The organism is Pelosinus baikalensis (genome assembly GCF_020819555.1).
In the GTDB taxonomy this organism is placed as follows: domain Bacteria; phylum Bacillota; class Negativicutes; order DSM-13327; family DSM-13327; genus Pelosinus; species Pelosinus baikalensis.
Genome location: NZ_JAJHJB010000058.1, coordinates 1 through 18,710, shown reverse-complemented (window position 1 = coordinate 18,710; position 18,710 = coordinate 1). Strand labels below are relative to the sequence as shown.

The following is an 18,710-nucleotide window of genomic DNA, read 5'->3' as shown; positions in this document are numbered from 1 at the left end:
TTTGAAGTGATCATTTTTTTCTAGTGAGGGCTTGACTTTAGTTAGCTGGTCTTGTAAGACACGTCCGGTGGTATAAAGAACGCCCGAAGGTTTGCAAAAGGTAAAAATCGGGAAAGGTAAAATCTTTAAGAAAGGAAATTGGCTTATGAACCTATATTATTTGGAGTCGGTGTTATGCGGAGCAAAGGCTATCGCATAACAAACATGCTGTGAGATAGCCTTTGCTCCATCCTAAAACTACAATTTTAGGAGGAGCATAATGGGCTACAAGAACGCAGTTAGTGTATTTCCCGCCGATTTGTTAGAAGCAATGCAACAGTATATTGACGGTGAATATATTTATATCCCACGAAAGGCAGAGAATAAAAAACGGTGGGGGGAAGTAAAAAATAGCAGGCAATATATTCAGGAACGCAACGAGATAATTTTTTCCCAGTATCAAGACGGTATCTCGGTTGAAGATATTGCAAACTGTAATTACTTATCACCCAAAACAATCTACAAAATATTGGCTGATATGAAAAGTCAATGCTAAAGTGAGAGCGACATGGTGATTTTGTCGTGTCGCTTTTTTGTTTCTGAATTATCTTGTAGGGTGCATTGTAATAATATAACTACTATAATTGATTTATAGCAGCAAGATAAAGGATTAACGGAGGAAGAATATTATGTGCACATTTACAAATCAATTTATTTCCAGTCAGAATAACATGGAATTTCTGAAAGCTATCATGATGGGGCCTAATGCCATGCGAGTAGCAGAGGAATTAGCGTCATGCCTAAACGTCAATGAGAATATGTGTATACTTGACCTCGGTTGTGGGTGCGGTCTTTCCACGCTCTTGCTGACACAAAAATACGGCGCAAAAGTTTTCGCCGCCGACTTGTGGATTTCACCGACTGAAAACTATGAGCGTTTCAAATCTATCGGGATTGACGATAAAGCCGTTCCGATTTCAGTAGACGCGACCAAAGGATTGCCTTTCGCAAACGGATATTTTGACCTGTTGTTTACTGTGGACGCTTACCATTATTTCGGTGATACGGCCCAAATGCTCCCGTCGCTCATTCCTTTTGTGAAAAAGGGCGGCTATATCGCCGTGGCTATTCCCGGCTTAAAATACGAATTTGGGAAAAATGTTCCCGATGATATGCAGCCGTTTTGGAATAGCGAGATGGAAAGAACCCTGCACTCTCTTGATTGGTGGAAAGATTTGTGGAAGAGGGCCCAGGGCATTGAAATGGTGGACAGCCGCGAAATGGCCTGTTGCAGACAGGCGTGGAAAGAATGGCAGACCGGTTATCATCCCATTGTCGCTGAGGACATCAAAATGATGGAGGCTGAGGGCGGAAAGTATTTTAATCTTGTTCAGTTGATTGCTAAAGTCATTTGAATGGCGACCACATAATAAGAATCCTAAGTCATTCTCCATGCCTAACTGACTGACCTCTGGACATTTTGTCCAGAAGCGGCAGAACGGCAAAAGCGGACGGTTTAATCACCGTCTGCTTTTTTTTTGCCCCCTTTTCACGTTGCAAAGCCCGGATACAAGGATGTCATAGGGGGGTATCGACCATGCAATCGTTGAAGGTTAGTGTCAATAACCCCGTCCCCATGACACCCTTTTCATCCCCTAACCATACCTGTCGCAGTAAATGAACCGCGGGATAAATATCCTCAAGTGTGATACCACCATACCCTAGTAGAACAGTTCCAAAAGGGGCATCTTTTTGATTCAGCCATAAATTTCCTGCTGGATGGATTAGAACCCCTATCTGAAGTGCACGCATTACAAGTTCCTGCTCTGGTAGAGGTGACTTAACTTGAACCAAAAGATGCAACCCTGCATTTTCTCCCGAAATTGAAACAGCATCACCAAACTCATCTTTAAGAGCCTGAATAAGAATATCACGCTTTTTCTTCATATGCCTGGTGATTTTTCTTAAATGACTTCCCCATTCGCCTTCTTTTAAGAATAACTCCAAAGGCTTTTGTATTAAAAAGGGTACAGAACAAGGGAAATGTTCTGCCGTTAAGAGAAAATGATCCACCAGTTTTTGAGGAAGAACCATATATGCAACCCGTATGGACGGTGAGAGTATCTTCGAAAAACTTCCAATATATACGACTTGGTCTGGAGCTAATGCTTGTAATGCCTGTATGGGTCTGACGTTATATCTAAGGTGGCAGCTATAGTCATCTTCGATAATGATAGCATCAGATTTATAAGCCCACTCCACAAGTTCAAGACGTCTGGCAATAGACATGATATTTCCTGTAGGAAATTGGTGTGAAGGGGTTACATATACAGCTTTTGCATCAGTCATACGTAATTGTTTTACTTGTAAGCCATGTTTTTTTACTGGTATTGGTATTACACGAAGGCCCATATTAGAAAAAATAGAACGTGCGGCCCAAAACCCTGGATTTTCTATTGCAATAGTAGTAGTTGAGGGTTGAATCAGCTGACAGGCAAGAGTAAGGCAGTATTGGGTGCCAGGGCCAATAACAATCTGATTTGCAGTGCATTCTACCCCACGATACTCCCTCAAGAACTCTGAAATGGCGGTTCCCAGTCCAGGCTCTCCTTGTACTTGTCCGTAATTCATGATTTGCTCTTTATCATCACGCAAGCATTTATTGGTTAATTGCCTCCATTTCCTAAAGGGGAAAATAGCCGTTTCTAGCTTACCATATTGCAAATTATATTTTGGAGCTGTTAATGGTTCGCTCAAAATAGCTTCTTCTTTTGCCTTTGTCTCCATAAGCACAGGAATATTAATATTGTCCAGCGCTTCTATATAATAGCCGCTACGTGATTTTCCCACAAGATAACCCTCTGACACAAGCTGCTGATAGGCCATATCCACCGTGTTTCTGCTGACACATAACTCTTTTGACAGGTGGCGACTTGACGATAGCTTTGTCCCTGGTCTCAAATTTCCGCTAAGGATATGATTGCGGATTTGTTGGTAGATTTGAGAGTATAATGGCTTTCCATTTTTGCCGCTTAAAACAAACATAATAATGCTCCTATATAAGATTTGGCAGATATTTTAAACTAGTTATGTTTCATCTGATATTTAATCCTCAATTTGGTTACAATCATTTGTAACGTTAATATAAAAGTATCCACTTCTTCCATTGTGTTATAAGTAGAAAAACTAACACGGATGGCGCTATTGGCTATAATTCCACTTATCCCAGCATATAACAAAACACGTGAAGGCTTATTACTTTTGGATGAACAAGCAGAGCTTTTTGAAACATAGATATCTTCACTTTCTAGGGCAAGTAGTAATTCTTCCGACTTAAGGCCAGGAAGAGAGAAGTTAATAATATGGGGGGCTCCAACCTTGCTTTGTTTTTGGGGACCATTTAGCATATAACCTGGTATTTCTATAAGTCCATCTAGTAAGTATTGTTTAAGATTAGATAGATAGCTATAATTATCCTTCTGCTGTAGGTGCTGTTTATGCATTGCTTTGCTCATAGCTACGATACAAGGGACATTTTCTGTTCCAGCACGATAGCCATGCTCTTGCCCGCCTCCATTTACTAATGGAGAGAAAGAAGTACCGCTACGAATATAAAGCAGTCCTGCTCCGCGCAAACCATGAAATTTATGAGCAGAGATGGAAAGAGAGTCGATTCCCCATTCTTTGGGACTGAGCGGTAGCTTTCCAAAGCTTTGCACTGCATCAACATGAAAATGAATAGTAGGATATGTAGACAACAAACGGCCGATATCTGCGATGGGTTGTATCGAACCTAATTCACTATTTACATGCATTACAGCAACAAGAATAGTATCTTTTCGTATTTCTCGTATTACATCCTTTACATGAACACAACCCTCGCCGTCAGTTGGTAGGTATGTAATGGAATATCCTATGTTCTCTAATTGCTTGCAGGTTTCATATACAGAGGCATGCTCTACACTTGTTGTAATAATATGCTTGCCATGAAAATCTTTCCCCGTAACAAGTCCTTTTATGATTGTATTATTACTTTCAGAGCCACTGGATGTAAAGATGATCTCTTCCGGTTTCACTCCTAGACTAGCAGCGCAGACCCCTCTTGCCTGCTCTAATTTCAGAGCTGCTTTTCCACCTAAGCGGTGGAGCGAAGACGGATTGCCAAAACATCCTGTCGCGATTTCATGATAGGTTGCTAAGATATCTTCATCTGGTAAGGTCGTGGCACTATTATCAAAATAGATCAAAGCGTGTTACTCCCTTCCTTTTTGTTGTTAAATATTTTTATTATGGATACCACCGTATCCATGGCGGACACTACAAACCCAAATCCGTTCCAACCCATCATCCCACTAGTTAAGATTTTTGCCTTATAGCCATTGTCTTCTAAAAACTCAGCGATATAACGAGCGCGAAGTCCATGAGAACATACAATAATATGTTCTTTATCCTTAGAGAGGGTTATCATTTTATGAGGTAGCTCTTCTATTGTTATATGTACAGCACCAGGTATACTGCCTTTTTCTAATTCCTTATCTGCCCGTACATCAATAATTTGAAAAGACAGATCACCTGTTTCGATCTTCTTTCTTAATTCGTTAGCACTTATTGACTGAATTTTACTGTTACGACTACTGTTCTGGCGGGACTTTTGCCCATATACAGCTTCTTCTATGGTATAACCAATTATAAATGGGAAATTCATGACATCCTTTGCGGCTGCCTCTGCTTCAGATTTCGTTCTAAATACGGAAAGCGCCCACCATTCATTAGATCTTTTCTGTTGCAGGTAGACGATGTAGCCAGTTTGGATACAGTCGCCACAGATATGATTCCCTGTTTCCATTTCGTAAGTAGTCCCGTGTGTTTCCGAATGACACACACTACAAATATCATGATTCTTATTTTCCATAACTGAGATCTCCTCCTCAAAATTAACGCTGAGTTTGGCGTCTTCTTACGCGCTTATGTTACACCAAAGGATTGCACATGAAAAAGATCCAGTTTAAAGAAAAATGATAAGGCCAGTTATAATGTCAATTTATATGGCGAACTCCTGCAAAGCAGTTTAGCCTTGTAGGAGTTTTGTATATTTCATGGTAAATAGGATGGAAATATGAAATTGCGTTTTTCAAAGAACAACTTCTTATTTCGTATAACGTACATGAACAGAAGATGGGAATGATTCAAAAAAGAACTGTCCCTGTGATTCTTACGGAAATAAATTGAAACCAAGAATTTCGCGATCTTTTTGGTATCTTGGAAAGATTTCGAATAAGGGATGTCGCAGGGGCGGGGTTGTCGACAATGCAACTAGTTTGAAAGTTAGTGTAAATAACCCCGTCCCCTGGCATTCCTCCTAAAATTTGATCCTCGGATTCGTTTACAAACGATTCCGAGGATCATCGTGTCATGTAGCCGATTAGGACAACGGGTTTAATCAAATCCTTTGGTTTATATTTCATGAGAAAAAGTGCTTATTCTTAATCTTTAAACCACGCGTGGCTAAGTACCTTGATTGCCAGATCAATATCCTCTATCGGTATCCCCTTATAGGAAACCAGAACGTTTACCCTTCCAGGTTCCTTATTGCTACGATCTCCGGAGTAGTAGCGCGATAAGGGGGTCAGGTTCACGCCAGCATTTTGGGCAAGGGCAAGAAGTTGCTTTTCCCCCAAGGAAGTCGTCACTTCTAGAATAACCCTCATTCCGGCGTTACCGCTTATTACATTTACCTTTCCCTTCATATGAGTCTGAATAGCTCTTGCTATTACTTCATATTTAGCTAAGCAAAGCTTTCTGACCTTTCTGATATGGCTTTGCAAATGACCCTCCCTCATAAACTGGGCCAGTGCCAGTTGATATAATCTTGTAGTTGTCTGTTCATACATCTGGTAATTTTGAAGGTAGCTATCAAGCAGCCAGTTGGGTAGTACCATATAACTAATGCGAAGTGTTGGAATAAAAAATTTGGAGAAGGATCCTAAGTATATTACAATGTCATTGCTGTCAAGGCTTTTCAGAGCTGGTATTGGTTTCCCTGCAAATCGCATTTCGCTGTCATAGTCATCTTCGATGATAACCCCGCTATTCACTTGGGCCCAGTTCAAAAGCTGCAACCGATTTGCAGCAGACATTATAACACCCTTGGGAAATTGATGCGATGGAGTTACGAACACAATTTTGCTTTTTGACTTTGTAAGCCGCTCAACATCTAGACCTTGTTCATGAACTGCCACTGGTTCAACAAGAAGATCATTTCTTTCAAAAACATATCGGATATAGTTGCTACCGGGATCCTCCATTGCTATTGAATGAAATCTTGATTTCATCATCTGGCATAATAAGCTTAATAAATATTGTGTCCCGGCTCCTACGACAATCTGGTTCGGCTGGCAATGGACGCCTCGATTTTCATAAAGGTATTTTGCAATCTCTTGCCTGAGGGCATATTCTCCCTGTCGATCGCCAAGATGTAATAGAGCGTGAGTGCCGTTTTTAAGGATGAAGTTAATAGTTCTTTTCCAAGTATTCATATTGAAGCAGGCTTCATCGACGTATCGCGCCGCCAGGTCATGCCTATAGTATTTTGTGCTATCTTGGTACGAATTTATGACCAAAGGCTTACGAGGCGTTTCCGCTCTCCATAAATTCGAATGAATATCAACGACCACATAACCGATTTTCGGGAGGCTCTTTATATATCCCTCGACCGCTAGCTGCTGGTACGCCTCTTCGACTGTATTTTTACTCAGTTGAAGGTATTGAGACATTTTTCTCAGAGAAGGCAATTTTGCTCCTACTTCAGTAGTTCCGAGAATAATTTCATTCTTAATATATTCATACAGTTGATAGTACATAGGTTTATTCAATGCACCGAGGAGGGGCGTAAATAGAAAAATGTTTTTCATTTATCTCTGTCTCCTATATTATTCAAAAACTGTAACTTTTCTCCATAACAGTTTTCTTATACAATTATACTAACACAAATTACCAAATACGTCTTTATGAAAGGAGGCATCATACCATGTATACTTGTGCTTCATGCTCCATTCACGTCTGGAGTAGTTGTGAGCTTTCAACAGCTCCAGAGAGCTAACTTACAAATAATAATAATAATAATAATAATCGCATTTTGTAATAATTTGGCTTTTGTGATGTGAAGATGTGAATAAGCTAAACATTACAAATATCTGCAAATAAATGAAATGGCATAATAATAGACCTGAACTGCGAAAAACTTTGCGCAATTCTCTACTTTATCAAGTTTATTATAAAAATTCATTTTAAACATCTATTAAAAAGTCGCAGCTTTCGACTTGTATTAACTAAAAAAGGTGGTAATAAGAATGCTTTCAGAGCAGCAGCTAAAGTTTATTAAAAAGGATAGTGAAAAGAATTATCTACATTCACATTTTCTTAGAAGTGTCATTAATTTTCCTAATAATCCAGCTTTAAGCATCAATAAAAAGAAGTATACATATGAAGAGCTATTTAATTTATCAAATACTATGGCTAATAATTATATTAAACACATTAAGAAACGCCCGGAAAGGATAGCTTTTTATTTTGATAAAAATGTAAATTCGTATGTATGTATATTATCAATATTAATAGCAGGAGCTACATTTGTTCCGTTAAACCCCAAGTTCCCGGATGGACGTACTTGTAAAATGATTGAGTTAGGTAAGCTTGATTTAATAGTAACTGAGAGGAAATATGAGGAAAAACTGAATAAAATTATAAGTGATGTACCTGAAAATATTCGCCCGAAGTTGTTTTGTGTTGAATGGCTCGATATGAGTGTAAATGAAATGATGAAGGCAATAGATAAGAGAGAAGATTTTGCATATTTACTCTTTACTTCTGGTAGTACTGGACAACCAAAGGGAGTGCCAATTTCACACAAGAATGCTTCCCAATTTTTAAAAGCCTGCGAAAGTCGCTATGATTTTAACTGCAAGGACAATTTCTCGCAAACTTTTGATTTTACCTTTGATTTGTCTATATTTGATATGTTTATGGCATGGCGCCATGGTGCATGTGTTTGCCCTCTTAATAATATTGATATGTTGTCGCCTTTTAAATTTGTATCAGAAAATAATATTACAATATGGTTTTCTGTACCTTCTGTTGCTTCAGGCTTAAACAAGCTAAATCTTTTAAAACCTAATTCGCTTACATCTCTCCGAATAAGTCTGTTTTGTGGTGAAGCATTACCACAAGAACTTGCGGAGGCATGGCAGGAGGCGGCATCCAATTCAATTGTAGAGAATTTATATGGACCTACTGAATTAACAGTTGCTTGCTCTGCATATCGATGGGATAAAACAAAGTCATCATCAGAATGTGTCAATGGACTAGCTCCAATTGGACAAATATATCAGGGGATGGATTTTATAATAGTGAATGAAGATCTTCAAATCGTTAAAAGTGGGGAAAGCGGTGAGTTATGTGTATCTGGACCTCAAATGTTTTCTGGATATTTTAATAGCTCAATTTCCATAAATGAGATTATCGTTGAATCATTCAACAAATTGAATGAAAGAACAATTTATTATAGAACAGGAGATGTTGTTAAATTAAACGCGAATGATAATTTAATATATCTTGGGCGGAGAGATAGTCAAATTAAATTGTCCGGTTTTAGAGTAGAACTAAGCGAAATAGAGTTTGCAATTAGAAAGCAAGGGGTTCAAGAAGTCGCCGTAATTCCCAATAAAAATAAGCATAACCTAATTGATTACCTTGTAGCATTTATCTCTGGTCATGATGATAAAAAAATTGAAGAAATTAAAGACGGTATTAAATCAATCTTGCCTACTTACATGATTCCACAGCGTATAATATCAATGTCAAGTATGCCAGTTAACAGCAATGGAAAGATAGATAGAAAAGAATTATCAAACAATTTATCTAAAGTAGTTTAAATATTTAAGTTTATTTAAAGGAGAGAATTAATGTGAAAATGGTTGAAGATGTTATTTGCGAAGTACTTAAAATAAGTCCCGATGTGGTTAACGATGATCTATGCTATATGTCAATATCGGAATGGTCATCTTTAAACCATATAAATTTAATGTTAGCAATTGAAGAAAATTTTGATATTAAAATTGATAATGAACTAGTACTTACTTTAACAAGTGCTAAAGCTATTAAAAAATTCATCTATAATAAGGGAAATGTTAATAAAAAATGTACAACTAAAAATAGTAGCAAGTGTAATTTTAATCATAATTTAAAGGTTCATAGAGGTTTACATGATATATTTTGTGATTTAACTAAAATTACTAAAATAGATGGAGAGAAAGGTTATTTTTTATACAGGGGTATAAGTATTGATTCATTAGTTAGAAATTCTAATTTTGAAGAATCTGCATTTTTAATGTTAAAAGGGTATTTACCATCAAGAAAAGAACTTGAGAGTTTTGAAAAAGAACTAAGGAGTTTACGTACTCTTCCAAATGAAGTAATTGATTTTATTAAGCAATGTAAAGAATTACATCCTGTGGATGCATTAAGAACTATAATATCATTTCTAGTAGTATTTGATCTTAGTAAGACGGATAAAAATCCGTTAATTATATTAAAGAAAGGCATGGGAATTATTGCCAGAACCCCTGTAATAATAGCGTATCATCATAGATTACAAAATGATGAAATGCTTATTGCACCAGATGAGACATTAACTCATGCGGAAAATTTCTATTACATGCTAACTGGTAATAAGGCTGATAAAGTTATTTCTGGATTTCTAGATAAAGATTTAATAATTCATATGGATCATGGTGCTGCAGCTTCCACTTTTGCATCCAGAGTTACTATTGGTGCTGGAGCAGATATCTATGCAGCGCTTACATCAGCAATTGGAACTTTATCTGGAGAATCACACGGTGGAGCTACCGAAAAAGCTATGACAATGTTTGAAAAAATTAGAACACCAGAAAATGGAATTAAATATATAAATGATTGCATTAATAATGGGATTCCTATACCTGGATTTGGAAATAGAAAATATAAAGTTCCAAAAGATCCGCGTGTCAAGTATTATGAAGAAATGGTAAAGTATTTGACGAATGGAAAAAATAAGCCAACAACTGTTCTGATAATAGAAAGCATTCAAGAAATTATGCGTTCTAGAATGGAACATGGGTTAACTGTGAATGTTGATTTCTATGCGGGTGCTTTTTATGAGTTACTGGGAATTAAAAAGGAATTGTCAGTTCCGATGTTTTTTATGGGGAGGATTGTTGGAATAGTTGCCCACATTATTGAGCAACTTCAAGACAATGTTTTAATTAGACCATCATTAAAATACATTGGAGATGAAGATATTTGTTACACATCTATTGAATCTAGATGTAGTTAAATTGTTGTTATATTAGTTTATCGGGTATTTAAATTGCAATTTAAATATCCGATATAACATTATTTTGTGGAAGTGATTATAGTTGCGTAATAAACTTAATAAATTTAATACTTTAGTATGGGTTATTCTTATAGGAATATTAATATCTAGAATTGGTACCTCTATGATGGTTCCGTTTCTATCAATATTTCTCACTTCTCATATTGGATTAAGTTATTCGATGACTGGATTTATTGTTGGTGCATCATACTTGGCTTATGTTTTTGGTGGAATATTGGGAGGAGTATTATCTGATAAATATGGTAGAAGATTTATTCTTAGTTTTTCTTTATTATCTTACGCAATAACATTTTTTTTAATTGCATTTGTGAGCGTCCTCTCTGTGAGTACATTTGCGCTTATTGTGAGTTTGAGTATTATAAATTTGATAGCTGGCTTTAATCGTATTTGCATAGAAAGTTTAGGGCAAGCGACGCTAGCTGACATATCTACTAATAAACAAAAAGTTACAATTTTTAGTTTAAGATATACATTTGCTAACATTGGCAATGCAATAGGTCCCTTACTTGGAGCAGTTATTGGAGTATCAGGTAAGTTAGAAGGGTTTTATTTAACTGGAGCGCTTTGCTTAATATATTTTGTAGTTTTTACCTTGTTTTCAGGAAATATGTCATCATCTATTCCACAAAAACTGGAGAAATCTTTAAACATATCAAATATAGCTAAAGTTTTTTTAAAGGACAAATCATTATGTCATTTTATATGTGGTGGGGCTCTAGTATATTTGGTATATGTTCAGCAACAGGCAACTTTTGGGCAAATAATAATGAAAAGAATGGGAGATACCAGTTTATTTACCCTTCTTCTAACTATAAATGCAGTTACTGTAATACTTCTTCAAATGCCTATTTCTAAATATTTCTTAAAGAATAGGTCATATATGTCAAGTATGAAAATAGGATGTGCTTTTTTTACTATTGGTTTTATAGGTATTGCTTTTTCGGGAACTTCGACCTATTTTTACATTATTAGCGAGGTAATTTTTACACTTGGAGAAATATTAATTTTACCTGTGAGTGGTCTATTTATTGATAAGATTGCGCCACCTTCATTACGATCAACATACTTTGGAGCAATGGGTTTACAATATTTTGGTCGAGCAATTGGTCCTTTTATAGGAGGTATTATTTTTCAGAATTTTAATGATATAAACACATTATTATTCTTTGCAATTTTGTCTTTAATTCCTATGATTTTATATTACAAAGGAGATTCTACAGAGCAGAAACTCATTCGAGAAAATGCACTTTATGAGGTGAAATAATTATGAAAAATCAAGATAAATTTTGTGTTATAGTTGATCCGTATGTAAATATAGATGCGATAGTTAAAAGCTTTATCCAAGAAAATGTTAAATGTATTGCACTATTTTCAGATCCAATTGATCCTAAAAAGAGAAAACTTAAGTTTCCAGAGGAATTGGAAAAACTTTTTTATAAAACAGTTAATTGGTATGAAAATGAAAGTTCAGTTTTAGCATATTTTAAAAGTATCAATATAATAGGGATTATAAATGGATCTGATATGGGGATAGAGATAACTGATGAAATCGGAAATGCTTTAAATTTAAGTAATGTTAATTCATCTAGTTCTAGTATGGCACGCAGAAATAAATATATATCTAATATTTATTTGAAGAAAAACAATGTTCCTAGTTCTAAACAATTGCTTATTAATTACAACTTAATAGATAGTATAATTAGAGATAAATATTTAATGTTTCAATTTTTAGAGAAGGCTGAACAGGAAATATCATTTCCTTTAGTATTAAAGCCAACGCAAAGTAGGGGGTCATTTGGGGTAAGTATTTGTAATACTCAAGTTGAATTAAGAGAAGCTATTGAATTTACTTTTGGAAAAAAAGATAGTTATGGAATGGCTGTCAATGAATTAATAGTTGAAGAACTATTAAAAGGTAATGAATATGTTGTTGATACAGTGAGTATAAATGGTAAACATTGTATCTCGGGAGTCTATTGCTATGAAAAAGAAGTAATAGATACTCATCCCATTTATAGATCTACCACATTAGTAGATTGTTATAGTGAGAAAACGCAAAAACTAAAAAAATATGCACTGCAAGTATTAGATGCTCTTGAATTTAGAAATGGAGCAGCGCATATGGAGCTTTTTTTGACTGAACTTGGCCCTAGATTAGTTGAAATTAATCCACGAGTTCATGGAGCATACGGATTTACAAATAAACTTTGTAAATTAAGTACTGGTCGCAATCAAATAGACATGTTGGTAGAAGCTTATGTTAATCCAGAAGATTTTTATGGAAAATTTAGTAGTGATTATGTAACTCGTGGATATGGAAAAAAGATAGAATTACAATATTTCGGTGAAGGAATATTAGAAGAATATAGTGGTTTAGAAGAAATAAAACGACTAAGTTCTTTTAGAGATGTCCATTTTAAAATACAGCCGGGAGAATATATTGGCAAGACAATTAATTTATCAAATACTCCAGGATTGGTGTTATTCTTTAATGATAGTAATGAGCAACTTGAAAGAGATTATCTAGAATTTCTAAATATAGAGAAAACAAGGCTTTATAAAGTAAAAAAGAATTAAGTTGTTTAAATTGAATAAGGATATGGTATAAAAGTAATTTCAAGTGTCCCAATTTTTTAATTACATCTAAAGAAGGAATTATTTTGATAAAGATTTATGGAAGGATATTGAAAAAATATTTTACTTATGATGAGTTAAAACGAAAAGAAATATCAGATGCCTTTATAAAAAATATTATCTGCAATGAACTAGGAATGAAAAAAAAAGATATAGTCATAAAAAAAAACAAATACGGAAAGCCTTTTTTACAATACTATCCGGAGTTTCAGTTTAACATTTCTCATTCAGAGGAATTAATTGTTTGTGCTATTAATAATTCACAAGTGGGAATTGATGTAGAAAAAGTAAAAGACGTTGATGGTATAAAATTAACTAAAAGATTTTTTTCGAATGAAGAATATGAAGAAATTAGACAAGAAAAGATAGGCTTTTTTGAACTTTGGACTTTAAAAGAAAGTTACATAAAAGCAATTGGAAAAGGTTTATTTTTACCATTAGACTCTTTTACAATAAAAAAACAAGATGATAAAATTTTATTAAAAAGTGTTTTTTCACACGTAGTTGATTTTAGACAGTATAATATTTATCCAGATTACAAATTAGCAGTATGTTCAATTAAGGAAAAATACAACAATAAAGTCAATAAATTATAAAAATAAAAGGAGTGGAGCTCAATGGCGAGATGTTTGCATTGTAATATTAAAGTTTTAGAATCAAGTAAATTTTGCGATCAATGTGGTAATCCTATAGATATGGATAAAAAAAAACGGAAATTATTGGTGATCTCAAAATGATGAATTTTAAACATAAAGTAATAAATTCTAAAGACGATAAAGAGTGATTTATATTCAGGCAATATGCCGGACATTAGGGATTCCGTTGTTAGATAGGTCTGCGGAAGCGATTTCGAATTTGGACGATTTGAAACCTGCATCACTTGATTTAACAATATGGAGATCATTTATGACTGCAGGAAATTTATATTCAGAATATTGGTTTCTTGCATATGAGGCGAGGCAGAAAGGTTGGCTTTCTTCAGTAAGTAAGAGGGCGAAATTATCTAGATACAGATGATTTCTTTTCTGTTCTTTCTAATACAAATGTATATTTTTATGATGAAAGTAGACGAAGATTCTAATCATGACGGAGCTGGTTTAGAAACTGCTGGATGGATTATTAACAGGTGATATTTAAGTTTATTAGATTAAATTCTAAAAGATGAACTGTTGAAATGAGAGATTGATATCAAAAAAACCTGATTTTAATTTATTAAAATCAGGTTTTTTGATTGTGGAAAATGAGATGCTGATTTGGTGGAAGCAGTTTAGAGACTTGAAAGTTACTATGATGGGGCCTAATGCCATGCGAGTAGCAGAGGAATTAGCGTCATGCCTAAACGTCAATGAGAATATGCGTATACTTGACCTCGGTTGTGGGTGCGGTCTTTCCACGCTCTTGCTGACACCAAAATACGGCGCAAAAGTTTTCGCTGCCGACCTATGGATTTCACCGACTGAAAACTAGGCCTGTTGCAGACAGGCGTGGAAAGAATGGCAGACCGGTTATCATCCCATTGTCGCTGAGGACATCAAAATGATGGAGGCTGAGGGCGGAAAGTATTTTAATCTTGTTCAGTTGATTGCTAAAGTCATTTGAATGGCAACCACATAATAAGAATTGCCCCCTTTTTTCACGTTGCAAAGCCCGGATACAAGGATGTTATAGGGACGGGGGTGTCGACCATGCAATCGTTGAAGGTTAGTGTCAATAACCCCGTCCCTGTCCCATCTAAAGGTCGGTTTTTGAATCAATATGTAAAGAATGCAGGGTATACTTACGCTAAGATTGGATAATTAGTTAACCAACCTTAATTTTGGGGTAGAGATCTTAATGGGGACTTGGTGACTCGTCTGAATGTAGTCTAGTGAGGGCCATTCAAGATTCATCAAGTTCGCTTTATTTAGTTAACTTCTATTTATATTAAGAGGTAGTTATTATTGTAGATTGAGTAATGGGCGGGGTGCTTGGGTTCGATTCCTGGGGTGATGTTAATGTTCGTGCCAGTGTGATTTTCAGTTTGATATGTATAAATCTATTAAATATGATTTTGACAAGCGGGTGCGACTTTGCCAAACAGGGAGGTAATAAAATGAAAATTATCCTTGGATTTTCTAGAATATTCTTCGCTGGGCTAGTCCCAGTAATCTCTGGTATTGGCATTAACATTGTGACCGGAGAATCCCCGTTCTTTCCTGAGTCTATAACTTTTTATATAATAAAGTTCTTATCGTCGATATTGTTTAATTGAAGTTGTACATACGATTCGGTACGGCTCGCCGTACCGAACCCCTGTCCAGTATTATTTTCCTGATAAATTTTGTCGTTGGAGATGATACCCAGATTCCTAGTTAAGATAAGACTTGGGAAGTGGATATTTATTGAGAAAAAGGCTAAAGCGACTCCAGTTGAAACTTCTCCTTTGGCTTCTTCTGTTTAACCAAACAAGTTCCCACGAAAATCCTACTTGGGGTGAGAATGTCTTGGAAGAGCATTGGGATTTAAAATTGTAAATATAAGCTATAAAAGCAACTAAACTATTACAGATATAATTAGTTGCTTTATTTTTCGATAATAAAGCAATCTTGACAATAATATCTTCATGCCTTAATCTAATTAGTATATTGGTAGAGATAAAAACACAGCTTTGGTTGGTAGTCCAAACGCATATTTTATATGTCAGTAACCTTCCCCTCCTAGGGTCGTCCATTCTCCTATATTGCCAATATAATTGGAGGGAGAAAATTGAATATCAAACTAACACTCTTTTTTGATGGCATTATCTGGATTGGCTTCTTTGAACGTAGTGATTTGGGAAATTACGCTGTATCAAGAGTACTTTTCCACACAGAACCGAGTAACCAAGAGGTGCTGGATTATATCCTTCAACATTACACTGAGCTTAATTTTAGCTCTTCCATCTCAAATACGGATGGCATCTCTGTCCAAAGAATCAACCCTAAACGACTCCAGCGTTTAGTGCAAAAAGAAATCAAAAATGTTGGCATTGGTACAAAAGCCCAACAAGCTCTCAAACTAGATCAAGAAGCTCGTAAATTACAACGTAAATCATTATCTAAATTAAAAAAAGATGAAGTTGCTGAAGCTAAGTTTCATTTACGCCAAAAAAAGAAGAAAGAAAAGCAAAAAGGGCATTAGCCAAAGAATCCAGAAATACTTCTTAGTTGAAGATATTTCTGGATTCTTTATCTTTTCCGTTAGAGAGGATACTTTCCTCCTCAGTTGATTATATACAAATATGTAACCTTTAGAAACATGGCACCAATGGCATGTAAATTAAAGTAACATCCTATCATTTATTTTAAGCACAGCTAAGAATAGCCTACGGACAAAAATACAGGCCGATTCTCACGCTGTGCTTTCTGAAACGCTTCTACTCCCCAAGGTACCAATCTACTGGATTATTGGCATGTTGTAGTAAATATGGACTCTTTTCGTGAATTAAACGGTTGAGTTTATTGGTATTTTGGCTGTTTATATCGTGATTCTTAGTTTTTAGATCGTAGTAGTGTAAGCGTAATAGAATCGAAGAATAATTCGTGAGATAATTGCTCTAAATCAAAAAAATAGAGTTTTTCGAGTAACTTGAAAAACTTCTAAGGAGGTTTAGAGTTGAATACTAGAGAAGTCACTTGTCAATATCGTTTAAATCAATGGATAGAAACCATTCAGGAATGCCGCAGTAGTGGGCAAACAATCTCCTCATGGTGTGCTGATCATAATGTAAAGCTCCAAATAGTAAGACATTGGTCTGCCGTCCCTGCGTTTTTTTCCATAGGTAGTCACTGATTTACAACTAATAAGAAACCCCTGAAGCGGAGTCTTGCCTGGTAGAATAATGCTTATAATGTAAAAATATAGAAGGATTTGGCATTCATAAAAGAGAAGCTACCATAATAAATTAGTTAGTAATTATGGGGAGCTTCTCTTTTCGTTGACATAGCGATAGAAAGACAATTAAGAAATTATCGGTTTTAAATGGGACAAGGAACCTGTCCCCGTGTCCCATTGACAAAAGAGGTTTGCTGCCATGGGAATATGGGCATTATTGCCAATAAAGATAATTGACGTTTTTATTTGTCATACCCATATTCTCTGAATCTGGCATTTAATGCTGATTCTATCCACATAATGCTCATTTGAAAGATATGAAATTCTAAGAAATCAAGAGAAAATAGAAATATTTTTAAGATTATTTAAAGAGGAGAAATGATTGTGAATCTTAATCTTAATTGTATATTGTGCAATCTAAAACAAGTTTTAACAGTAACAGATTTGGTTAAATTAGATCTTGATAGCAAAGAAGTAATTATGCGTGAAGTTCTTGGTTATTTACATGATACTAACTATAAAAGATCTAACCCTGAAGTTATTAAAGGCACTTGGGATATTATTACTAAGCATATTAATAATACTAATCCTTATGGAGAAATCAAAAGTTACTATAATAGGGAAGTCATTAATATTGCTGACAAGATACGAAATTTGATCAATAAATCGGACGATAAGTTTAATGTTGCATTGAAAATTGCTATCACTGCAAATCTGATCGACTTTGCTGCTAGCCACACTTTTGATGAGAAAATACTAATTAAAAAAATAGATACCATTAATGAGCAAAATATGCCCATTGATGATAGTAAAAAATTATACGAAAAATTAAAAACCGCAAAAAAGCTTCTTTACTTAGGGGATAACTGTGGCGAGATAGTAATTGATAAAATTTTTATTGAATACATACATGCGGAATTTCCAAATATTAAAATTTATTATGGTGTTAGAGGGGAGCCGATTGTTAATGACGTTACAGTAGAAGATGCAAATATGGTGCAAATGAAAGAAGTGGCTGAAGTAATTAGTAATGGTGATGGATCACTCGGTACCGTAATCGAAAAAACTAGTGCGGCTTTTAGAGATGTTTTTTATAAAGCTGATGTGATAATTGCTAAAGGTCAAGGAAATTATGAGAGTTTGAGCGAAATTGATCGCAGTCATATATTCTTTCTTTTCATGGCAAAATGTGATGCCGTGGCAAGTTCATTAAATGTAGCTAATCTATCAATTGTTTGTGCTGAGTCTCAGAACAAACAATTAGGGTAATTTAATAAACAAAGTGATGGTTTGCAATGTTCAAAAATTCGGATACTGTCCTTTTACCTGTGGAGACTTTGATAAATCATTTATAAAGACTGGAATCAATATCGCTAAAGAGTGTTTTGTGTCCCTTCTAGCAGGAATTAGCATTTATAAAGAGACGCTACCATAATAAATTAATTAGTAATTTATGGGCAGCTTCTCTTTTGGTTGACATACCGATAGAAAGATAATTTAGAACTTATCGATTTAAAATGGGACAGGTACGCTGTTTCATAGAAAAGCTGGTAAGAGACAACTAACCTTTCCCCGTGTTTCAATAAAAAACCTGAAGCAGAGCCTTGCTTTGGTAGAATAATGCTTATAATGTAAAAATATAGCAGGAATTAGCATTTATAAAGAGAAGCTACCATAATAAATTAGTTAGTAAATTATGGGCAGCTTCTCTTTTAGTTGATACATGAACGATAGAAAGACAATTAAGAACTTATCGGTTTTAAATGGGACAAGGAACCTGTCCCTGTAAGATATATTACAGAAGGGTTATCCATTA

At 35.2% G+C, this 18,710-nt stretch carries 16 protein-coding genes and 1 pseudogene; 12 read left to right on the top strand and 5 right to left on the bottom strand.

Features of this window, described 5'->3' with window-relative positions; translation table 11 throughout:
- Nucleotides 1-259 precede the first annotated feature (259 nt).
- Together LMF89_RS23295 and LMF89_RS23290 are read left to right on the top strand one after the other, a co-directional pair.
- Nucleotides 260-535, top strand: coding sequence for a CD3324 family protein (locus tag LMF89_RS23295; protein WP_229537183.1), 276 nt, complete (start codon nt 260-262; stop codon nt 533-535).
- 133 nt (nt 536-668) lie between these two features.
- Nucleotides 669-1,394 carry an SAM-dependent methyltransferase gene (locus tag LMF89_RS23290; protein WP_229537182.1) on the top strand — a complete coding sequence of 242 codons (726 nt, stop codon included), beginning with the start codon at nt 669-671 and terminating at the stop codon, nt 1,392-1,394.
- A gap of 163 nt (nt 1,395-1,557) precedes the next feature.
- On the opposite strand, the gene pdxR (LMF89_RS23285) is transcribed toward LMF89_RS23290, so the two are convergent.
- The 4 genes from pdxR (LMF89_RS23285) to pdxR (LMF89_RS23270) all read right to left on the bottom strand — a co-directional run bounded on the left by pdxR (LMF89_RS23285) (nt 1,558) and on the right by pdxR (LMF89_RS23270) (nt 6,890).
- The gene (pdxR, locus tag LMF89_RS23285; protein WP_229537181.1) at nt 1,558-3,024 is read right to left on the bottom strand and encodes a MocR-like pyridoxine biosynthesis transcription factor PdxR; all 1,467 of its coding nucleotides are present in this window, start codon (nt 3,022-3,024) and stop codon (nt 1,558-1,560) included.
- Nucleotides 3,025-3,062: 38 nt separating this feature from the next.
- Nucleotides 3,063-4,226, bottom strand: a complete 1,164-nt coding sequence (locus tag LMF89_RS23280; protein WP_229537180.1) for a cysteine desulfurase family protein — start codon at nt 4,224-4,226, stop codon at nt 3,063-3,065.
- Entirely contained in the window at nt 4,223-4,891 is a 669-nt protein-coding gene (locus tag LMF89_RS23275; protein ID WP_229537179.1) for a rhodanese-like domain-containing protein, read from the bottom strand. The genes LMF89_RS23280 and LMF89_RS23275 overlap by 4 nt, the downstream gene beginning before the upstream one ends.
- Before the next feature lie 571 nt (nt 4,892-5,462).
- Entirely contained in the window at nt 5,463-6,890 is a 1,428-nt protein-coding gene (pdxR, locus tag LMF89_RS23270; protein ID WP_229537178.1) for a MocR-like pyridoxine biosynthesis transcription factor PdxR, read from the bottom strand.
- Between the two features lie 438 nt (nt 6,891-7,328).
- Between pdxR (LMF89_RS23270) and LMF89_RS23265 the strand changes: the two genes are divergently transcribed.
- The 8 genes from LMF89_RS23265 to LMF89_RS23235 all read left to right on the top strand — a co-directional run bounded on the left by LMF89_RS23265 (nt 7,329) and on the right by LMF89_RS23235 (nt 16,201).
- Nucleotides 7,329-8,909, top strand: a complete 1,581-nt coding sequence (locus tag LMF89_RS23265; protein ID WP_229537177.1) for an amino acid adenylation domain-containing protein — start codon at nt 7,329-7,331, stop codon at nt 8,907-8,909.
- A gap of 38 nt (nt 8,910-8,947) precedes the next feature.
- Entirely contained in the window at nt 8,948-10,348 is a 1,401-nt protein-coding gene (locus tag LMF89_RS23260; RefSeq protein ID WP_229537186.1) for a citrate/2-methylcitrate synthase, read from the top strand.
- Between the two features lie 82 nt (nt 10,349-10,430).
- A complete protein-coding gene (locus LMF89_RS23255) occupies nt 10,431-11,672 on the top strand; it encodes an MFS transporter (protein WP_229537176.1) in 1,242 nt (413 codons plus the stop codon).
- Nucleotides 11,673-11,674: 2 nt separating this feature from the next.
- Complete coding sequence (locus tag LMF89_RS23250) at nt 11,675-12,985, top strand: ATP-grasp domain-containing protein (RefSeq protein WP_229537175.1); 1,311 nt, start codon at nt 11,675-11,677, stop codon at nt 12,983-12,985.
- 83 nt (nt 12,986-13,068) lie between these two features.
- Nucleotides 13,069-13,638: a 4'-phosphopantetheinyl transferase family protein gene (locus LMF89_RS23245; RefSeq protein WP_304622625.1), complete on the top strand. Its 570-nt coding sequence runs from the start codon at nt 13,069-13,071 to the stop codon at nt 13,636-13,638.
- A gap of 21 nt (nt 13,639-13,659) precedes the next feature.
- Nucleotides 13,660-13,779: a zinc-ribbon domain-containing protein gene (locus tag LMF89_RS26425; RefSeq protein WP_369412703.1), complete on the top strand. Its 120-nt coding sequence runs from the start codon at nt 13,660-13,662 to the stop codon at nt 13,777-13,779.
- A 508-nt stretch (nt 13,780-14,287) separates the two neighbouring features.
- Nucleotides 14,288-14,509, top strand: a complete 222-nt coding sequence (locus tag LMF89_RS23240) for an SAM-dependent methyltransferase (RefSeq protein ID WP_229537174.1) — start codon at nt 14,288-14,290, stop codon at nt 14,507-14,509.
- A gap of 1,278 nt (nt 14,510-15,787) precedes the next feature.
- Nucleotides 15,788-16,201 (top strand): YjdF family protein, encoded by a 414-nt coding sequence (locus LMF89_RS23235; RefSeq protein ID WP_229537173.1) that lies wholly within the window; start codon nt 15,788-15,790, stop codon nt 16,199-16,201.
- Nucleotides 16,202-16,374: 173 nt separating this feature from the next.
- Here LMF89_RS23235 and LMF89_RS23230 read toward each other — a convergent pair.
- Nucleotides 16,375-16,505 (bottom strand): annotated as a pseudogene (locus LMF89_RS23230) (DUF255 domain-containing protein).
- 170 nt (nt 16,506-16,675) lie between these two features.
- On the opposite strand from LMF89_RS23230, the gene LMF89_RS23225 reads away from it, so the two are divergent.
- Entirely contained in the window at nt 16,676-16,852 is a 177-nt protein-coding gene (locus LMF89_RS23225) for a hypothetical protein (protein WP_229537172.1), read from the top strand.
- 426 nt (nt 16,853-17,278) lie between these two features.
- Nucleotides 17,279-18,163 (top strand): damage-control phosphatase ARMT1 family protein, encoded by an 885-nt coding sequence (locus LMF89_RS23220; RefSeq protein WP_229537171.1) that lies wholly within the window; start codon nt 17,279-17,281, stop codon nt 18,161-18,163.
- Nucleotides 18,164-18,710 lie beyond the last annotated feature (547 nt).